Source organism: Streptomyces antimicrobicus, from assembly GCF_020532625.1.
Classification (GTDB): Bacteria; Actinomycetota; Actinomycetes; order Streptomycetales; family Streptomycetaceae; genus Streptomyces; species Streptomyces antimicrobicus.
In genome coordinates this window covers 1-17,604 of sequence record NZ_JAJAUY010000038.1, presented here as the reverse complement: position 1 = coordinate 17,604, position 17,604 = coordinate 1, and the positions used below count along the sequence as shown (strand labels likewise).

13 protein-coding genes are annotated in these 17,604 nt (G+C 73.2%); 2 read left to right on the top strand and 11 right to left on the bottom strand.

Features of this window, described 5'->3' with window-relative positions; translation table 11 throughout:
* Window positions 1–244: 244 nt before the first annotated feature.
* Window positions 245–826 carry a TetR/AcrR family transcriptional regulator gene (locus LG632_RS12695; protein ID WP_226727118.1) on the bottom strand — a complete coding sequence of 194 codons (582 nt, stop codon included), beginning with the start codon at window positions 824–826 and terminating at the stop codon, window positions 245–247.
* A 265-nt stretch (window positions 827–1,091) separates the two neighbouring features.
* Here LG632_RS12695 and LG632_RS12690 point away from each other — a divergent pair, with 265 nt between their 5' ends.
* Window positions 1,092–2,645 (top strand): MFS transporter, encoded by a 1,554-nt coding sequence (locus tag LG632_RS12690; protein ID WP_226727117.1) that lies wholly within the window; start codon window positions 1,092–1,094, stop codon window positions 2,643–2,645.
* 85 nt (window positions 2,646–2,730) lie between these two features.
* Here the strand turns inward: LG632_RS12690 and LG632_RS12685 are convergent, their stop codons facing one another.
* From LG632_RS12685 to nrdR, 7 genes are all read right to left on the bottom strand, one after another.
* Window positions 2,731–4,311: a DUF4153 domain-containing protein gene (locus LG632_RS12685; protein WP_308108332.1), complete on the bottom strand. Its 1,581-nt coding sequence runs from the start codon at window positions 4,309–4,311 to the stop codon at window positions 2,731–2,733.
* Window positions 4,312–4,842: 531 nt separating this feature from the next.
* Window positions 4,843–5,781 (bottom strand): ADP-ribosylglycohydrolase family protein, encoded by a 939-nt coding sequence (locus LG632_RS12680; protein ID WP_226727115.1) that lies wholly within the window; start codon window positions 5,779–5,781, stop codon window positions 4,843–4,845.
* A 12-nt stretch (window positions 5,782–5,793) separates the two neighbouring features.
* Window positions 5,794–6,453 (bottom strand): histidine phosphatase family protein, encoded by a 660-nt coding sequence (locus LG632_RS12675; protein ID WP_226727114.1) that lies wholly within the window; start codon window positions 6,451–6,453, stop codon window positions 5,794–5,796.
* The gene (locus LG632_RS12670; protein ID WP_226727113.1) at window positions 6,453–7,058 is read right to left on the bottom strand and encodes a YdbC family protein; all 606 of its coding nucleotides are present in this window, start codon (window positions 7,056–7,058) and stop codon (window positions 6,453–6,455) included. The genes LG632_RS12675 and LG632_RS12670 overlap by 1 nt, the downstream gene beginning before the upstream one ends.
* Window positions 7,059–7,091: 33 nt before the next feature.
* Complete coding sequence (locus LG632_RS12665; protein ID WP_226727112.1) at window positions 7,092–7,913, bottom strand: arylamine N-acetyltransferase family protein; 822 nt, start codon at window positions 7,911–7,913, stop codon at window positions 7,092–7,094.
* A 139-nt stretch (window positions 7,914–8,052) separates the two neighbouring features.
* Window positions 8,053–10,932 (bottom strand): vitamin B12-dependent ribonucleotide reductase, encoded by a 2,880-nt coding sequence (locus LG632_RS12660; protein WP_226727111.1) that lies wholly within the window; start codon window positions 10,930–10,932, stop codon window positions 8,053–8,055.
* Window positions 10,933–11,079: 147 nt separating this feature from the next.
* Window positions 11,080–11,592 (bottom strand): transcriptional regulator NrdR, encoded by a 513-nt coding sequence (gene nrdR, locus LG632_RS12655; protein WP_226727110.1) that lies wholly within the window; start codon window positions 11,590–11,592, stop codon window positions 11,080–11,082.
* A gap of 505 nt (window positions 11,593–12,097) precedes the next feature.
* Here nrdR and lexA point away from each other — a divergent pair.
* Window positions 12,098–12,892: a transcriptional repressor LexA gene (gene lexA, locus LG632_RS12650; RefSeq protein ID WP_226727109.1), complete on the top strand. Its 795-nt coding sequence runs from the start codon at window positions 12,098–12,100 to the stop codon at window positions 12,890–12,892.
* A gap of 136 nt (window positions 12,893–13,028) precedes the next feature.
* On the opposite strand, the gene LG632_RS12645 is transcribed toward lexA, so the two are convergent.
* From LG632_RS12645 to LG632_RS12635, 3 genes are all read right to left on the bottom strand, one after another.
* Entirely contained in the window at window positions 13,029–14,999 is a 1,971-nt protein-coding gene (locus LG632_RS12645) for an ATP-dependent DNA helicase (RefSeq protein ID WP_226727108.1), read from the bottom strand.
* Window positions 15,000–15,093: 94 nt separating this feature from the next.
* Window positions 15,094–15,774, bottom strand: coding sequence for a GNAT family N-acetyltransferase (locus tag LG632_RS12640; protein WP_226727107.1), 681 nt, complete (start codon window positions 15,772–15,774; stop codon window positions 15,094–15,096).
* 33 nt (window positions 15,775–15,807) lie between these two features.
* Window positions 15,808–17,604 (bottom strand): IucA/IucC family protein (locus LG632_RS12635; RefSeq protein ID WP_374203463.1); only part of this gene is annotated, 1,797 nt, incomplete at its 5' end.

Sequence of the window (17,604 nt, the reverse complement as noted above, 5' to 3'; positions counted from 1 at the left end):
CCCGCTGCGACACCCCGGTCCGCACCCTGGCGCTCGCCCGGCCCCGCGAAGGCCCCGCCAACGGCTCGCGGACCACCCGCGCACGGCCTCCACCGGGCCTCCGCACCGGCTTCACCGCGTCTGCGCGCGACCCTCACCCGGGCCGCTCGCCCGTTCCTCACCACCGCCCGACTCGCCGCCCGACCCACCGCCCGGCTCGCCGCCCGACCCGCTCCGACCCGCTCCGACCCGCTCCCCGGGCCGGTCAGCGACGGAGCAGCGGCACCAGCACCTGGTCGAGCATCTCGACGATCTCGGCGTCCGTCCATTCGCTTCCGCACACCTTCGAGCGGTACATCATCAGCGCCGGAATCACATCCGCCACATAGTCGCCGGTGGCGTCGGGACGGACGTCTCCCCGCTCGATTCCACGGCGCACAAGGCTCTTCACATGGCGCGCGGAGGGCTCCGTGACGACCGACCGGATGAGCTCATGGAACCGGGAAGCGCTCTCGCTGTCGCATTCGTGAAGAACCGATCGGAGCGCCTGACCGGACCGCGAGTACATCGCGTCGCGCATGCCGCGGCACAGGACCCGCAGGTCCTCCCGGACGGATCCCTGGTCGGGGATCTCACCGACCGGGGGAATGCCGGCCCGCAGCACCTCCGCGACGAGGTCGGCCTTCGAGGACCAGCGCCGGTAGACCGCAGCCTTGCCGGTCCGGGCGCCGGCGGCGACGCCCTCCATCGTGAGGCCGTTCCAGCCGACCGTGCTGAGCTGGTCCAGCGCGGAGTCGAGGATCGCCTGCACCAGCTCCGGGCCGCGCCGCCGCCCCACCGCCGACACGGGGCCCACCGCCGACACGGGGCCCGCCGCAGCCACCGGGCCCGCCACACCCAGCGCACCCGGCGCACCCGACTCACCCGGTTCACCCGCCGCTCCCGACACACCCGCCGTACGCGCCGCCCCGGCCGTACCCGCCGTACCCGTCATACCCGCCTTCGCACATGTTTTCAGCCGTAGTGAACGCTTGCGTTCCCTAGTTCGCGCCTCCTACCGTGGAGCCGCAGTGAACGGTTGCGTTCACTATTTCACTTTGGGGGGATCCTCAGTGACAAGCTCTCAACTCGCCACGTCCCGAATACCGGGCGCGGCCGGCCGTGACGGGCGCCCGGGGGTGGCGCTCGTGGTCATCGCCGCATGTCAGCTCATGGTCGTGCTCGACGCGACCATCGTGAACATCGCCCTTCCGCACATCCAGACCGCCCTCTCCTTCTCCACCACCGACCTCTCCTGGGTGCTCAGCGCGTACACGCTCACCTTCGGCGGCCTGCTGCTCCTGGGCGGCCGGGCCGGTGACATCCTGGGCCGGCGCCGGGTCTTCATGGCCGGAATCCTGCTCTTCACCGCCGCCTCCCTGCTCGGCGGCTTCGCCCAGGAGCCCTGGCAGCTGCTCGCCGCCCGCGCGCTGCAGGGGGTGGGCGGCGCGATCGCCTCGCCGACGTCGCTGGCGCTGATCACCACGACGTTCCCCGAAGGCCCCGCCCGCAACCGCGCCTTCGGCGTCTTCGCCGCCGTCTCCGCGGGCGGCGGCGCGATCGGGCTGCTGGCCGGCGGCATGCTCACCGAGTGGCTCGACTGGCGCTGGGTGCTCTTCGTCAACGTGCCCATCGGGGTGCTGATCGCGATCCTCGCCCCGCTCTACATCAGCGAGTCCGAACGCCACCCCGGCCGCTTCGACATCGCCGGCGCCCTGACCTCGACCGCAGGCATGGCCTCCCTGGTCTACGGCTTCATCCGGGCCTCCGAGGACGGCTGGCGGGACGGGTTCACGCTGGGCTCCTTCGCCGCCGCCGTGATCCTGCTCGGGCTGTTCGCCGTGATCGAGTCCCGGGCCCCGGAACCGATCACTCCGCTGCGCATGTTCGCCGACCGCAACCGTGCCGGGACGTACCTGATCATGCTCAGCCTCGCCGCGGCGATGTTCGGCATGTTCTTCTTCATCGTCCAGTTCGTGCAGAACGTGCTGGGCTTCTCCCCCATCGCCTCGGGGGTCGCGTTCCTGCCGGTCACCGTGGCCATCGTGACGGCCGCCGGGCTCTCGCAGCGGTTCCTGCCGCGGCTCGGCCCCAAGCCGTTCATGGTCACCGGCGCCGCGCTGACCGGTACGGGGCTGACCTGGTTGGCGTTCATCGACACCGGCAGCACCTACCTCACCGGGGTGCTCGGGCCGATGCTGCTCTTCGGCTTCGGCATGGGGCTGAACTTCGTGACGCTCACCCTGACCGCCGTCTCCGGCGTGGCCCCGCACGAGGCCGGGGCGGCGTCCGGGCTGCTCAACGCCAGCCAGCAGGTGGGCGGCTCGCTCGGGCTGTCCATCCTGGTCACGGTGTTCGGCACGGCCAGCCGGAACGAGGGCGAGGAGCAGGTCGCGGACTTCCTGGCGCGGGGCGACGCCGAGCAGAAGGCGGAGTTCGCGCGGACGGGCCGGCTGCCCGACGCCTGGGCGGACGCCGTGCTGACCCACGGCATCGCGACCTCCTTCCTCGCCGCCGTGGGGATGGCGGCGCTGGCGCTGCTCTGCGCGGTGCTGGTGATCCGGGTGCGCAAGAGCGATCTGGCCGCGCTGGGCGGGTCCGCGGCGGGGGCGGGCCCGGTCCACTGAGGCCACCCGGTCACCCGGCCTCACCTACGCCGACCCGGCCTCGCCTACGCCACCCCGGCCGGGCCCGCTCAGCGCTCGGCCCCGCTCAGCGCTCGGTGCGGCTGCCGAAGGTGCCGAGCTTCGCGCAGACCTCGTACGGGGCCGTCACCGGCCGCTCGCGCAGGATCCGCCTGGCCCGCTGCTCGCCGAGGCTGGTGGCGTACCAGGGCACGCGGCCCGCGTCGGCCAGGCCGTTGTTGATGCCGCGCAGGGCGCAGGAGCGGTGCGGCTCGGGCAGTTGGTCGAGGGCCGGGACGGCGTCCGCCGACAGGGACTGGAAGTACGCCAGGTCGATCTCGCGGTCCTGCTGGAAGCGGGCGACGTTCTGCCGGGCGACCAGCCCGTCCGGCGAGAGCAGGCCGAACGCCAGGACGGCGGCTCCGGCGCTCGCGACCACCGCGCGCGGCAGCCAGCGGGCGCCGAGCACGCCGGCCGCCATGAGCAGGACGACGACCAGCCCCAGCCACAGTTCCATGGCGGCCACGGAGACCCGGAGCCGGGTGAGGCCGTACGCGTCGACGTACAGGTCCATGCGGCGCAGGGCCGAGGCCACCACCACGAGGGTGAGCAGGCACAGCGTGCCCAGGACGCCCCGGACGAGACGGGTGTCGCCGGGGCCGGAACGCGGCGCCCAGCGCAGGGCGAGGGCGATGACGACCAGGGTGAGCAGGGTGGCCCAGAGCAGTTGCCAGAAGCCCTGGCGGGCGTACTCGGCGTAGGTCAGGCCGGTGTGCTCCAGGACCTTGGCGTAACCGCCGAAGAGCACGGCGAGCTGGACGGCGATGAAGCCGGCGAAGAGGAGGTCGAGCACGACGAGCGGCAGCGCCCACTCGACCCGCGAGCGGGGGCGGCCGGGGGTGATCGTGAGCCGGTCCCAGCGCAGCGGGGCGGCGGCGACGCGGGCCACGGCGAGGGCGGACAGCAGGCCGAGGAGGAAGAGCAGCACGCGCAGCGGGCTGTCGCCGACGGTCACGTCGGGGGTGAGCCCGCCGAGGAGGTCCGCGAAGGCGGCGTCGGCGGAGGCGAAGAGGGAGCCGAAGAGGACGAGCAGGACGACCGCGACGCCGGCGGCCCGGACCACGGGCCACCAGCGGTCCCGGCTGCCACTGCCCCGCTCCCGCAGGCCGGCCCAGGCCCACTGGACGCCGGTGACGGCGCCGTCCACGAAGCCGAACGGGCTGAGCAGCACGCCCGGCCAAGTGCGGCTGCCGTAGAGCGCGAGCGCGGCGAGTCCTACGGCGGCCAGGACGGCGAGGGAGGAAGGCCAGGCGGAGTCGCGCAGGGCCGGCACGGCGAGCAGGGCGAGACAGCCGAGGGACCAGACGAGGGTCCAGGGCCGGGCGCGGCGGCCTGCCGCGCGGGCGGCGACGTACGCGGCGGCCACGGCCGGCAGGACGGCGAGGAGCAAACCGGCGCCGAGCCCGTCGCCGAGCAGGAGTGCGGCGGTCAGGCCGCTGAGCACGGCGGCGACGAGGGTGCCGGTCCGTACGGGCGCGGGGGCCGCGCCCTGGACGGTGGCGGCCCAACCGGGCGACGCCGCCGCACCCTTCCCGGCCGTCTGCACGTACCCGTGCTGCGCGTACCAGGCCCGCCAGGCCTCGGCCCCGGCGTCCCGCGCGGGCATCATGGCGGGCACGGACCCGGGCGCACCGGCCCCCGATCCCGCCCCGGCCCCGGCCGCATCCCCTGCCCCTGCCCCGGCCCCGGCCGCAGCCATGGCCGCCCCCTCCGCTCGCGCCGACCGTTCCGCCCGTCCCCTCGCGTCCGCCGATCCCGCCGATCCCGCCGGTCCCGCCGGTTCGCCCGCGTCCGCCGATCCCGCCGGCCCAGCCGCGTCCGCCGGTCCCCCCGGTTCGCCCGCGTCCGCCGGGCCCGCCGGCCCAGCCGCGTCCGCCGGTCCCGCCGGTTCGCCGGCGTCCGCCGGGCCCGCCGGTTCGCCGGCATCCGCCGCGTCCCCCGGTCCCCCCGGTTCCGCTCGTCCCGCCCGCCCCGCCGCGTCGTCCGCGTGCCGGTCCGTGTCGTCGGGCATGCGGGCCCCCTCCCAAGTCGCCGTCAGGCGGTCAGGGTAGGGCTGTGACGTGCGGTTTCGGACGGCGGCGGCAGGGCCTGTGGCAGGACCGTGACAAAGGCGGGGCCGTGCCCGGCACGGCCCGCGGCGTCAGCGCGTGGCGTGTTCCGGAAGCCAGGCCGGCAGGGCCTCGGTCTGGGACAGCCAGTCCGCCGGGAGCGCCGCCGCGCCGCGCGCGCCCAGGACGCCGCCGACGATGGCACAGGTCGTGTCGACGTCCCCGCCCACCTGCGCGGTGGTCCAGAAGGCCCGCTCGAAGTCGTCCAGCGACCGCGCCGCCGACCACAGCGCGAACGGCACCGTGTCGTGCGCGGTCGTGCGCCGCCCGCAGCCGAGCACCGCCGCGACCGTGGTCGCGTCGCCGTAGTCCAGCATGTCCCGGGCCCGCCGCAGCCCCGCGCCGACCGCGCTGCGCGGCACCAGCGCGATCACCGCGTCCAGCAGGTCGGCCGGCTTCGGCGGCCCGTCCGGGGCCGCCGCGAGCGCCGCCGCCGCGGCCACGGCCATCGCCCCGCACACCGCCTCGCGGTGCTGGTGCGTGGTGTACGAGGAGATCTCCGCCTGGTGGGTGGCCTGTTCGGGGTCGTCGGCGTACCAGGCGCCCAGCGGCGCGATCCGCATCGCCGCGCCGTTGCCCCACGAGCCCTGCCCGTTGAACAGTTCGGCGGCGAGCGTGCGCCAGTCGCCGCCCTCGCGGACCAGCCGGAGCATCCGGTTCACGGCGGGCCCGTAGCCGCGGTCGACGTCGTGGTGGTGCGCGAACGACGCGGCCAGTGCGTCCTGGTCGATGCGGCCGTGCGCGGCGAGGACGGCCACGACCGAGCAGGCCATCTCGGTGTCGTCGGTCCACTGCCAGGGCCCGGCGGGCAGGGCGCGCCGCTTGAGCAGCGGCAGGTGCGCGGGGACGAAGAACTGGGAGCCCAGGGCGTCACCGATCGCCAGTCCGCGCAGACTGTCCAGGGCGCGCGCGTAGCGACGGTCCGGACTGTCGGGACTCCGGGGACGCTCGGGAGAGGAATCAGGGGTCATCGCTGGGTCACTCTAGCCGTCCAGGTCGTAGGGCTCGGGTGTGGTCCACCGCTCAAACGGGCGGTCCAGACGGTAGCGCCCGTCGTCCCCGAGCAACAGCATCCGGAACTCCCCGTTCCCAGGGTTGGACAGGGCTTCGAACTCGGCCACCGTCCAGTGGAACCACCGCATGCAGAACAGCCGCATCGTCAGCCCGTGCGTCACCAGCAGCACGTTCGGCGGGTGGTCGGGGTGCTCGAAGCTGCGGTACAGGCTCTCCAGGAACGCCCCGACCCGGTCGTACACGTCGGCCCCGGACTCGCCCTGCGCGAAGCGGTAGAAGAAGTGCCCGTACGCGTCCCGGCGGGCCTTCTGCAGCTGTACGTCGGCCCGGTCCTGCCAGTTCCCCCAGTCCTGCTCGCGCAGCCGCGGCTCCTCGCGCATGCGCACCCGCGCCGGGTCCAGCCCCAGGTCGCGGAAGGTCTGCAGGGTACGGCGGTACGGCGAGACGTACGCGCTGATGTGCTCCTCGCCGAAGATCTCGCGCAGCCGGACGCCGGCGGCCGCGGCCTGCGCGTGGCCGGCCCGGGTCATCCGCAGGGCGTGGTCGGGCTGGCGTTCGTAGACCGTGTCGTCGGTGTTGCCCTCCGATTCGCCGTGCCGGACGAGGACGATGCGCCGTGGTCGTGCCATCACACGGTCCAGCTGGGTTCCAGGTCCACGACGTCCCCGGTGAGCGCCTCGACGTCCGCCTCGGTCTGGGCCCGCAGCGTCAGCCGCTCGACCCGCTCCTGGCGGTACTTGCCGTGTTCGGCGGCCGACTTCCACATCGACAGCACCAGGAACTCCCGCCCCGGCGCCTCCCCGAACAGGCCGCGCAGCATGCCCGGGGAGCCGGCCATGGCGGGGTTCCAGACCTTCTCCTGCATGAGGGCGAAGTGGTCGACCCGGCCCTCGCGCACCCGGCAGTGCGCCACCCGCACCACGTCGGCGTCGGTGAACCGCGGCTCGAAGCCGGTCTTGACGTCGAAGCGGTGGTCGAAGAGCGTCACGCGCGGGTCGGCGTACGTGCCGTGCTGCGCGGCGGCCAGCCGGTCGTGGGAGCGGGCCATGAACGAGTCGTAGAACGACCGGCTCTCCCAGAACGCGAAGATGTGCGCGACGCCCTGGCGCCCACGGCTCCAGCCGCCGCCCTGGCCCCGGAATCCCGGTTCACCGAGCAGCCCCGCCCATTTTCGCTGCCCGCGCTCGAACCCGCGTCGGTCCGACACCGTGCAGCGAATCCACTTGACCAGCACCGCGCCATCGTACGGTGCACGACGGCGGCCGGGTCACTCCCCGGCCGCGAGGATACGCACCAGTTCAGCCGCGTCTCGCCCGGGCAGCCGAATCCCGAACTCCCGCTCGACGGTCCCGGGCAGCTCCTCGGGCGCGACGGCGGACCGCTCCTCGTGCCCGCCGGGCAGCCAGCGCACGAGTTCGCGCTGCACGAGCGCGAGCCGCCGGGTCCGCCCCGGGAGCATCGCGACGAGCCGGCCGGTGAAGAAGGACGCCGGGTGGGTGGAACTCCAGTGGTTCATCAGGGCGAAGTCGACGGGGTACAGCCGCTGCGGGGCGAACGCGTACAGGTCCCGCCACGGCTCGCCGGTCCGCCGGGTGCGCAGGACGAGCAGCCCCTCGTCCTCCTCGGCCACCCCGAAGTCCCAGTCGCCCTGGGTGGTCCCGCTCCCCGGGCGCAGCGGCACGGGCTCGGTCGGCCCGTTCGCGCCGAACCCGGCGTCCACGAGCCAGGGCTCGCCGTCCACGGTGACGACGAGCAGGGCGTGGGTCACCGGCAGCAGGGCGTCCCCGCGGGTGCGGTTGCGGGCGCCGCGGGCGGCCACGTCGAAGCCGATCCGCTCCAGCGCGGCGGCGAGCAGCGAGTTCTGCTCGTAGCAGTAGCCGCCGCGACCGCCGCGTACGAGCTTGCGCTCCAGGCCCGGCAGGTCCAGGGCGACGGGCCGGCCGAGCAGCACGTCGAGGTTCTCGAACGGCACGGCGGCGGTGTGCGCCCGCTGCACCGCGGCCAACGTCGCCAGGTCCGGCCGCAGTTCGCCGCCGTACCCGATGCGCTCCAGGTACCCGTCCAGGTCCAGCCGGTCACCGCTCCACATGGCACTCCCCCGCCCTTGCGCACGCCCGACGGCCGGGCGCCCGTACCCATGATCGACGACGACAAGCGGGACCCGCCCGAAGGGCAGGTCCCGCTTGTCGGTCCGGTCGGTCACCGCCGGGTCATGGCGGGGCCGGTGATCAGCTGCAGCCGCTGGTGGAGCCGCAGCCCTCGCAGATGTAGCAGGAGCCGGCGCGCTGCATCTTGGTGCCGCAGGAGAAGCACAGCGGGGCGTCGGCGGAGACGCCGAGCTGCATCTCGACGAGTTCGGCGTTGGTGTGGGCCACCTTCTTCGGGGCCGGGACCTCGACCGCGGCCGGGGCCGGGACCGCCGCCAGCGGGGCCGACTGGGCGAGGGACTCGGTGTCGAGCTCCTCCTCCAGCGGCTCGTAGGAACCGGTCTCCAGGTGGCGCTGACGCTCCTCGGCGGTGTGGATGCCGAGCGCCGAGCGGGTCTCGAACGGCAGGAAGTCCAGGGCCAGGCGGCGGAAGATGTAGTCGACGATCGACTGCGCCATCCGCACGTCGGGGTCGTCCGTCATGCCGGCCGGCTCGAAGCGCATGTTGGTGAACTTCGAGACGTAGGTCTCCAGCGGGACGCCGTACTGCAGGCCGACGGAGACGGCGATGGAGAAGGCGTCCATCATGCCCGCGAGGGTCGAGCCCTGCTTGGACATCTTCAGGAAGACCTCGCCGAGACCGTCGTCGGGGTAGGAGTTGGCGGTCATGTAACCCTCGGCGCCACCGACCGTGAAGGAGGTGGTGATGCCCGGGCGGCCCTTGGGCAGGCGCTTGCGGACCGGACGGTACTCGACGACCTTCTCGACCGTCGCCCGGATGGTCTCCTCCGCCTTGGCGGTGACCTCGGCCTTCTCGTCCTCCTTCTTCTTGGCGGAGAGCGGCTGGCCGACCTTGCAGTTGTCGCGGTAGATCGCGAGCGCCTTGACGCCCAGCTTCCAGGCCTGGAAGTAGATCTCCTCGACCTCCTCGACGGTCGCCGTCTCCGGCATGTTGACCGTCTTGGAGATGGCGCCGGAGATCCACGGCTGGATGGCGGCCATCATGCGGACGTGGCCCATCGGGGAGATGGAGCGCTCGCCCATGGCGCAGTCGAAGACCTCGTAGTGCTCGGTCTTCAGGCCGGGGGCGTCGATCACGTTGCCGTGCTCGGCGATGTGGGCGACGATCGCCTCGATCTGCTCGTCCTGGTAGCCCAGGCGGCGCAGGGCCTGCGGGACGGTGCCGTTGACGATCTGCATCGAGCCGCCGCCGACGAGCTTCTTGAACTTGACCAGGGCCAGGTCCGGCTCGACACCGGTGGTGTCGCAGGACATCGCCAGACCGATGGTGCCGGTCGGGGCGAGCACGGAGGCCTGGGAGTTGCGGAAGCCGTTCTTCTCGCCGAGGCGGATGACGTCCTGCCAGGCCTCGGTGGCCGCGGCCCACACCGGGGTGTCCAGGTCGTCCATGCGCGGGGCGGCGGCGTTGGCGTCGGCGTGCTGCTTCATGACGCGCTGGTGCGGCTCGGCGTTGCGGGCGTAGCCGTCGTACGGGCCGACGACGGCGGCGAGCTCGGCGGAGCGCTTGTACGCGGTGCCGGTCATCAGCGAGGTGATGGAGGCGGCCAGCGCGCGGCCGCCGTCGGAGTCGTAGGCGTGGCCGGTCGCCATCAGCAGGGCGCCGAGGTTGGCGTAGCCGATGCCGAGCTGGCGGAAGGCGCGGGTGTTCTCGCCGATCTTCCGGGTCGGGAAGTCGGCGAAGCAGATGGAGATGTCCATCGCGGTGATGACGAGCTCGACGACCTTGGCGAAGCGCTCGACCTCGAAGGACTGGTTGCCCTTGCCGTCGTCCTTGAGGAACTTCATCAGGTTCAGCGAGGCGAGGTTGCAGGACGTGTTGTCCAGGTGCATGTACTCGCTGCACGGGTTGGAGGCGGTGATACGGCCGGACTCCGGGCAGGTGTGCCAGTGGTTGATCACACCGTCGTACTGGATGCCCGGGTCGGCACAGGCCCACGCGGCCTCGGCCATCTTGCGGAACAGCTTCTTGGCGTCGACCGTCTCGATGACCTCACCGGTCATGCGGGCGCGCAGGCCGAACTCGGTGCCGTTCTCGACGGCCGTCATGAACTCGTCGTTCACGCGGACGGAGTTGTTGGCGTTCTGGTACTGGACGGACGTGATGTCGTCGCCGCCCAGGTCCATGTCGAAGCCCGCGTCGCGCAGGGCGCGGATCTTCTCCTCCTCCTTCACCTTGGTCTCGATGAAGTCCTCGACGTCCGGGTGGTCCACGTCGAGCACGACCATCTTGGCCGCGCGGCGGGTGGCGCCGCCCGACTTGATCGTTCCTGCGGAGGCGTCGGCGCCGCGCATGAAGGAGACCGGGCCGGAGGCGTTGCCGCCGGAGGAGAGGAGCTCCTTGGAGGAGCGGATGCGGGAGAGGTTCAGGCCGGCGCCGGAGCCGCCCTTGAAGATCATGCCCTCTTCCTTGTACCAGTCGAGGATCGACTCCATGGAGTCGTCGACGGACAGGATGAAGCAGGCGGAGACCTGCTGCGGCTGCGGCGTGCCGACGTTGAACCAGACCGGGGAGTTGAAGCTGAAGATCTGGTGGAGCAGGGCGTAGGTCAGCTCGTGCTCGAAGATCTCGGCGTCGGCGGGGGAGGCGAAGTAACCGTGGTCCTGGCCGGCCTTCGTGTACGTCTTGACGATCCGGTCGATCAGCTGCTTCAGACCGGTCTCGCGCTGCGGGGTGCCGACCGCGCCGCGGAAGTACTTGCTGGTGACGATGTTGACCGCGTTCACCGACCAGAAGTCGGGGAACTCGACGCCGCGCTGCTCGAAGTTGACCGAGCCGTCGCGCCAGTTGGTCATGACGACGTCACGGCGCTCCCAGACGACCTCGTCGTACGGGTGCACGCCGGGGGTGGTGTGGATGCGCTCGATCCGCAGGCCCTTGCCGGCTGCCTTGGCACCCTTGGCGCGGGAACCGCGTGCCGGGCCGCTCGCCGTCTCTGTCATGCTGCCGCCTCCCATATGCGGGCAAAAACGCCCTGATGTGCCAGCAATATTCCGTGGCACGGTTCTGACTGTCGATCTACGTTCTGCTCCCCGGCCACACCGGGGGCCGCTCCCTGCCCACCCGGCCGCCCTGCGGCGGCGGGCCGGTCAGTCGGCGGCGGAGGCGGGCGCGGGGACCGGGGCGGCCCCACCGCACTCGCACTCCTCGGGGTGAGGACGCCCGTCGCGCAGCTCGGCGATGGCGGCCTCGAAGTCTTCCAGCGTGTCGAACGCCTTGTACACGGACGCGAAGCGCAGGTAGGCGACGACGTCCAGCTCCTGCAGCGGTCCGAGTATGGCCAGCCCCACGTCGTGAGTGGTCAGCTCGGCACTCCCGGTGGCGCGCACCGCCTCCTCGACCCGCTGGCCGAGCTGGGCGAGGGCGTCCTCGGTGACGGGCCGCCCCTGGCACGCCTTGCGCACGCCCGAGATGACCTTGGTGCGGCTGAAGGGTTCCGTCACCCCGCTGCGCTTGATCACCATCAGCGACGCGGTCTCCACCGTCGTGAAGCGACGGGAGCAGTCCGGGCACTGGCGGCGCCGGCGGATCGACGTGCCGTCGTCCGTGGTGCGGCTGTCGACGACGCGGCTGTCGGGGTGCCTGCAGAAGGGGCAGTGCACGGCTTCCCAACCCTCCTCTTGGCACGACTGAATTGCCCAGGCGCAGCCCTGAGAGCGACGGTCGAGGCCGTCGTGAGGGGCTCCTGAAGCAGCCACCAGCATATGCGATGTCGCGGACCCCGTTGACCGGCGACCACAACCCCTGGGTGGCGCCGCCCATCCAACCACTAGATCTTGGGTTTCGCAGTATTTCCGCGCGAGCGTGTCGCGGCGTGGCTGACCGGATACGGAGGGTCCTGCTGACACACTGGGCGCATACCCGGACGGTCGAGTTCCGACCGGGAAGGGTACCGTAATCAGCGAAACGCGGAGCCGAACCCGCATTCGACAAACAGCCACCGGAACGGGCCCCGAACCAGGCACCGGAACGGCCCGCTCATACACCTCTCATTGCCGCCACGCAGGGCGATCTGCGATTTTTCACTCGAACGTGTGTTTGGCGCAACCTTTCGAAAGCAACTACCGTTGGCTGACTAGGGAGAACATTCCGAGAGGGGCCGCCGACGTGACCACGACCGCAGCAGACAGTGCCGCCATCACTGCCCAGAACCGCTCCCAGAGCCGACTCGACCCGGTGCACGCCATGAACGACGCTTCCATGAATCCGGACCCCGACACCCTGAGGCCCGCGCGTTCGCTCCCCGGGCGGCCTCCCGGCATCCGCGCCGACAGCTCCGGCCTCACGGACCGGCAGCGGCGGGTCATCGAGGTCATCCGGGACTCGGTGCAGCGGCGCGGTTACCCGCCGTCCATGCGGGAGATCGGCCAGGCGGTCGGCCTGTCCAGCACGTCCTCGGTCGCCCACCAGCTCATGGCCCTGGAGCGCAAGGGCTTCCTGCGGCGCGACCCGCACCGGCCCCGCGCCTACGAGGTCCGCGGCTCGGACCAGCCCAGCTCGGCCCCCACCGACACCGCCGGCAAGCCCGCCGCCTCCTACGTTCCCCTGGTCGGCCGGATCGCGGCCGGCGGGCCGATCCTCGCCGAGGAATCGGTCGAGGACGTCTTCCCGCTCCCCCGGCAGCTCGTCGGCGACGGTGAGCTCTTCGTGCTCAAGGTCGTCGGCGACTCGATGATCGAGGCGGCCATCTGCGACGGCGACTGGGTCACGGTCCGCCGCCAGCCGGTCGCGGAGAACGGCGACATCGTCGCCGCCATGCTCGACGGCGAGGCCACCGTCAAGCGCTTCAAGCGCGAGGACGGCCACGTCTGGCTGCTCCCCCACAACTCCGCCTACCAGCCGATCCCCGGCGACGAGGCGACCATCCTCGGCAAGGTCGTCGCCGTCCTGCGGCGCGTCTGAAGCGACCGCCGCCGCAATCAGCCCCGGGACCCCCTGCGCCGGTCCCGGGGCGCCCCCTCGTCCGCGGGCGGCCCCTTGTCCGCGGGCGCCCCCTTGTCGCGGGCGGCCCCGCGCTCCCGGGCCGACGCCGCGCCGGCTACTTCCCGTCCTGCTGCGCCGCCGCGTCGATCGCCGCGAGGGACCTGCGGACCTGGTTGCGGTCCGTGGTGTACCAGAAGTCCGGGAGCGAGGCCTTCAGGAAGCTGCCGTAGCGGGCGGTGGCCAGGCGCGGGTCCAGGACCGCCACCACGCCCCGGTCCCCCGAGGCCCGGACCAGCCGGCCCGCGCCCTGGGCCATCAGCAGGGCCGCGTGGGTCGCGGCGACCGCCATGAAGCCGTTGCCGCCGTGCTCCTCGACCGACTTCTGCCGGGCGCTCATCAGCGGGTCGTCCGGCCGCGGGAACGGGATCCGGTCCATGACCACCAGCTGGCAGCTCGGGCCGGGCACGTCCACGCCCTGCCACAGCGACAGCGTGCCGAACAGGCAGGTGCGCGGGTCGGCCGCGAAGTTCTTGATCAGCTCGCCGAGCGTCTCCTCGCCCTGGAGCAGGATCGGATGGTCGAGGCGGCCCCGCAGCTCCTCCGCCGCCGCCTTGGCCCCGCGCATCGAGGAGAACAGGCCGAGCGTCCGCCCGCCGGCCGCCTCGATCAGCTCCGCCAGCTCGTCCATCATGTCGCCGCGGGTCCCCTCGCGGCCCGGTGTGGCCAGGTGCTTGGCGACGTAGAGGATGCCCTGCTTGGGGTAGTCGAACGGCGAGCCGACGTCCAGGCCCTTCCAGACCGGCGCGTCCTCCGCCTCGACGCCCTCCGGCGACAGGCCGAGCGAGGCCGCGACGCCGTTGAAGTCCCCGCCGAGCTTGAGGGTGGCCGAGGTCAGCACGACCGAGCGGTCCTCGAAGAGCTTCTCGCGCAGCAGCCCGGACACCGACAGCGGAGCCACCCGCAACGTCGCTCCGAACCGGTCGTGGCGCTCGTACCAGACGACGTCGTACTCGGAGCCGGTGGTGATCCGCTCGGCCACCGCGTGCACGTTCTCCACGGCGGCCAGGGCCTGCTTGCGGACGGCGTCCTCGTCGGCGACGGACTTGTCACGGGTCGCCCCGATCGCGGAGATCACATCCCGGGCGGCGTCCCGCAGGGCCAGCAGGGCGTAGCCGAGGTCCTCCGGGACCACCTCCAGCCGGCCCGGCAGGGCCAGCTCCATGATCCGCTCGAAGGACTCGGACGCCGTCTGCAGGGCGTCCGCCGTCTTCTCGTCGACCAGCTTGGCCGCGCGCTTGACCGCGCGGTTGACCTGCCCCGGGGTGAGCTCGCCGGTGGCGACGCCGGTGACGCGGGAGACCAGCTCGTGGGCCTCGTCGACGATCAGCACCTCGTGCTCCGGCAGCACCGGGGCGCCCTCGATCGCGTCGATGGCCAGCAGCGCGTGGTTGGTGACCACGACGTCGGCGAGCTTGGCGCGCTCGCGGGCGGCCTCGGCGAAGCACTCCGCACCGTAGGGGCACTTGGTCGCGCCCAGGCATTCGCGGGAGGAGACCGAGATCTGCGACCAGGCCTTGTCGGAGACGCCCGGCGTCAGGTCGTCCCGGTCGCCGGACTCGGTCTCGTCGGCCCAGTCGCGCAGGCGCAGCAGGTCCTGGCCCAGCTTGCTGCTGGGGGCGGCCGCCTCGAACTGGTCGAAGAGGCCGTCCTCCTCGTCCTGCGGGGCGCCCTCGTGCAGCCGGTGCAGGCACAGGTAGTTGGAGCGGCCCTTGAGCATGGCGAACTGCGGCCGGCGGCGCAGCTGCGGGTGCAGTGCCTCCACCGTGCGGGGCAGGTCCCGCTCGACGAGCTGCCGCTGGAGCGCGAGGGTGGCCGTGGCCACGACCACGCGCTCGCCGTGGGCGAGGGCGGGCACCAGGTAGCCGAGGGACTTTCCGGTGCCGGTGCCGGCCTGGATGAGCCGGTGGGAGTTGTCGTCGATCGCTTCGGCGACGGCTTCCGCCATGGCCACCTGGCCGGGACGCTCCGTGCCGCCGACGGCGGTGACGGCGGCGTGCAGCAGGTCGGGGAGGGAGGGCTTCGTCATAGCGCTTCCCAGCCTACGGGGCGCCACCGACAGTGACCGCATTCCCGCCGGGCGAGGGGCGGGATCAGGCCGCCGCCCGCGGCGCGCGCGCCCCTCACAGGAGCGTGCGCAGCGCCCGCTCGCGGATCATGAGCGCCGCGCGCTTGTCCGGGAGGTCAATCGTTTCGGCGAGCCGGAAGCCGGAGCTGAGGAAGGCCGAGACCGAGCGGGTGTTGCGGACGTCCGGCTCGGCGACGACCCGGGTGCAGCGCGTCCGGTTGTCGAGCACCAGGTCGGCCGCGGCCCGCAGCAGCACGGTGCCGAGCCCCCGGCCCCGGTCCGCCGCCGCCCCGAGCAGCAGGTGGATGCCGGTGTCGTGGGGGCGGGCGGCGTAGTGCCGGGCGACCGGGTCGAGGTCGGCCCGGTAGATCTCCCAGTAGCTCATCGGGGTGCCGTCGAGGACGCCCAGGCAGGGGATGCTGCGGCCGTCACCGCGCAGCTGGGCGCGCAGGTGGGCGGCGGTCACGGACGCGGGTCCGGCGAGCTGCCAGAACGCGGCCACCTCGGGGTCGTTCATCCAGCCGGCGATCAGGTCCAGGTCCCGGTCGGGGCGTACGGGGTCGAGCCGGAAGGCACCGGCCGGGGTACGGGTGGTGCCCCAGACGGCCGGGCTGTCGAGCAGGTCGGCCTCGGCGAGCAGGGGCAGCACACCGGCGGCGAACCGGGGCGGCGGCGGGGTGCCGCCGGCGACGAGGCCGGCGGGGGTGGCGGCGGTCGGGGCCGTGAGGGGGTGCATGGGGGCTCCCGGTCAGGCGTGCAGGGGGTTCGGTCAGGCGTGCAGGGGGTTGGAGACGGTGACGTAGACGGACTGGGTGTCGACGGGACCGACCAGCTCGTCCAGACCGCCGAGACGGGTGAGGAGGTTGGCCTTGCAGCGCAGGGTGGGCGAGTCGAGCAGCCGGGCCGGCAGCGGGCCGAGGTGGGAGGCCTTGCCGAGGAAGCGGCGGAAGGCCGCGAGCAGGACCCGTTCGTCGGCCAGCTGCTGGGATCCGAAGGCGCCGACGAGGCCGAGCACGTTGTTGATGCCGAGGTAGTAGGCGAAGCGTTCGTCGGCGACGGCGTCGGGGACGAAGGTGTCGCTGGCGGCGCCGATGCCGGGCAGCCGGCGCTCCAGCTCGGCGCGGCGCGAGGCGCGGAAGTAGTAGCCCTGGTTGTCCCGGTACCGGCCCCCGACGGGCCAGCCGGCGTCGTCGAGCAGGACCAGGGTGTTCTGCTGGTGGGCTTCGAGGGCGATCCCGGCGAGGTGGTCGAAGGCCAGCACCGGCAGGACGACGTGGTCGAGGTAGCGCAGGAACCACTCGGCGGCGACGGCGGAGGGGGGCCGCCCGGTGCCGGCGGAGAGCCGGAAGACGGTGTCGGCGAGCCGGGAGCGCATGGCGGTCCGGCCGGGCCAGGGCCGCGGCGAGGTCAGCGCCGCCACGCACACCGCGTCGTCGCCGGGACGGAAGGGGTGGTGGCGCAGGACGGCGTCCAGCCCGGGGACGGGGGTGCCGTCCGGGGAGTCGACGGCGACCCAGGCGGGGTCGCGGACGATGTCGAAGCGGGGGTGGTGGGCCTGCCACTCGTCGGCGAGCCCGGTGCGCAGCAGCCGGTGCACCTCGACACCGCGGTGCAGCTCCTTGCGGAGGTTCTCGCGGCGGGAGTTGGTGATGCGCACGGCCAGGGACAGCTTGAGCATGGCGGGGCTGCCGGGCCGCTGGACGGTGCGGACGGAGGAGGTGGGGAACCACGGGTCGCCGTACGGGCCGAGGTCGTGCAGCAGCCCGGCCTCGCGCAGGGCGGCGACGGCGGGCCGCTGGTGGACCTCGCGGGCCTGCCAGGGGTGCAGGGGCAGGGGTGCGGTGCCGGCCGGCAGCTTCAGCCCGGGGGCGAGCCGCAGGAGGAGTTCGTCGGCCGTGACGGGGCGGCCGCCTTCGGTCCAGGCGGAGTCGGTGGCGAGGACGGAGCGGTCGACGGCCGTCCAGTGCAGGGGGAAGGAGCCGTGGAGCTCGGGCGAGTAGCGGCGGACCTCGGCCTCGGTCAGCCCTTCGCGGCTCTTGGGGTCGGGCTGGAGGGGGTGGCCGAGCAGGAGGGACTGTTCGGCGCTGAGGAAGAGGTGGCCGGCGACGGGGGCGGGCGGGGTGGGGCGCTCGCGCCGGTCGGTCACGAACTCGGTGGTGCGCCGCACGGAGTCCGCGACCCGGGCGACCAGGTCGGTTCCGCGGCTGCCGCCCTCGCGGGCGAGCAGGGCGGCGAGGGTGACGGCGTCGAGGGCGGGGGCGTCGGGGGGCGCGGTCTCCAGCCGGGCGGGGGCGAAGCGGTGCCAGCCGACGGCGGACCAGTGGCGTACGGCGACCAGCAGGGCGGTGCCGCAGGCGGGCAGCGGGATCCGCAGCAGGGTGCCGGCGGGGCCGTCGGGCCGGCGGATGCCGCGCTCGCGCACCCAGCAGCGCAGCAGGTTCTCCACGGCGGCGGCCTCGGCCGCGATGCCGGGGTCGGGGTGGTCGAGCAGGTCGGGCAGGGCGGCGGGGTCGGGCCCGGTCGCGGTGCCGGCCGGCCGGGGCCGGGGCGTGCCGTCCTTCTGCCG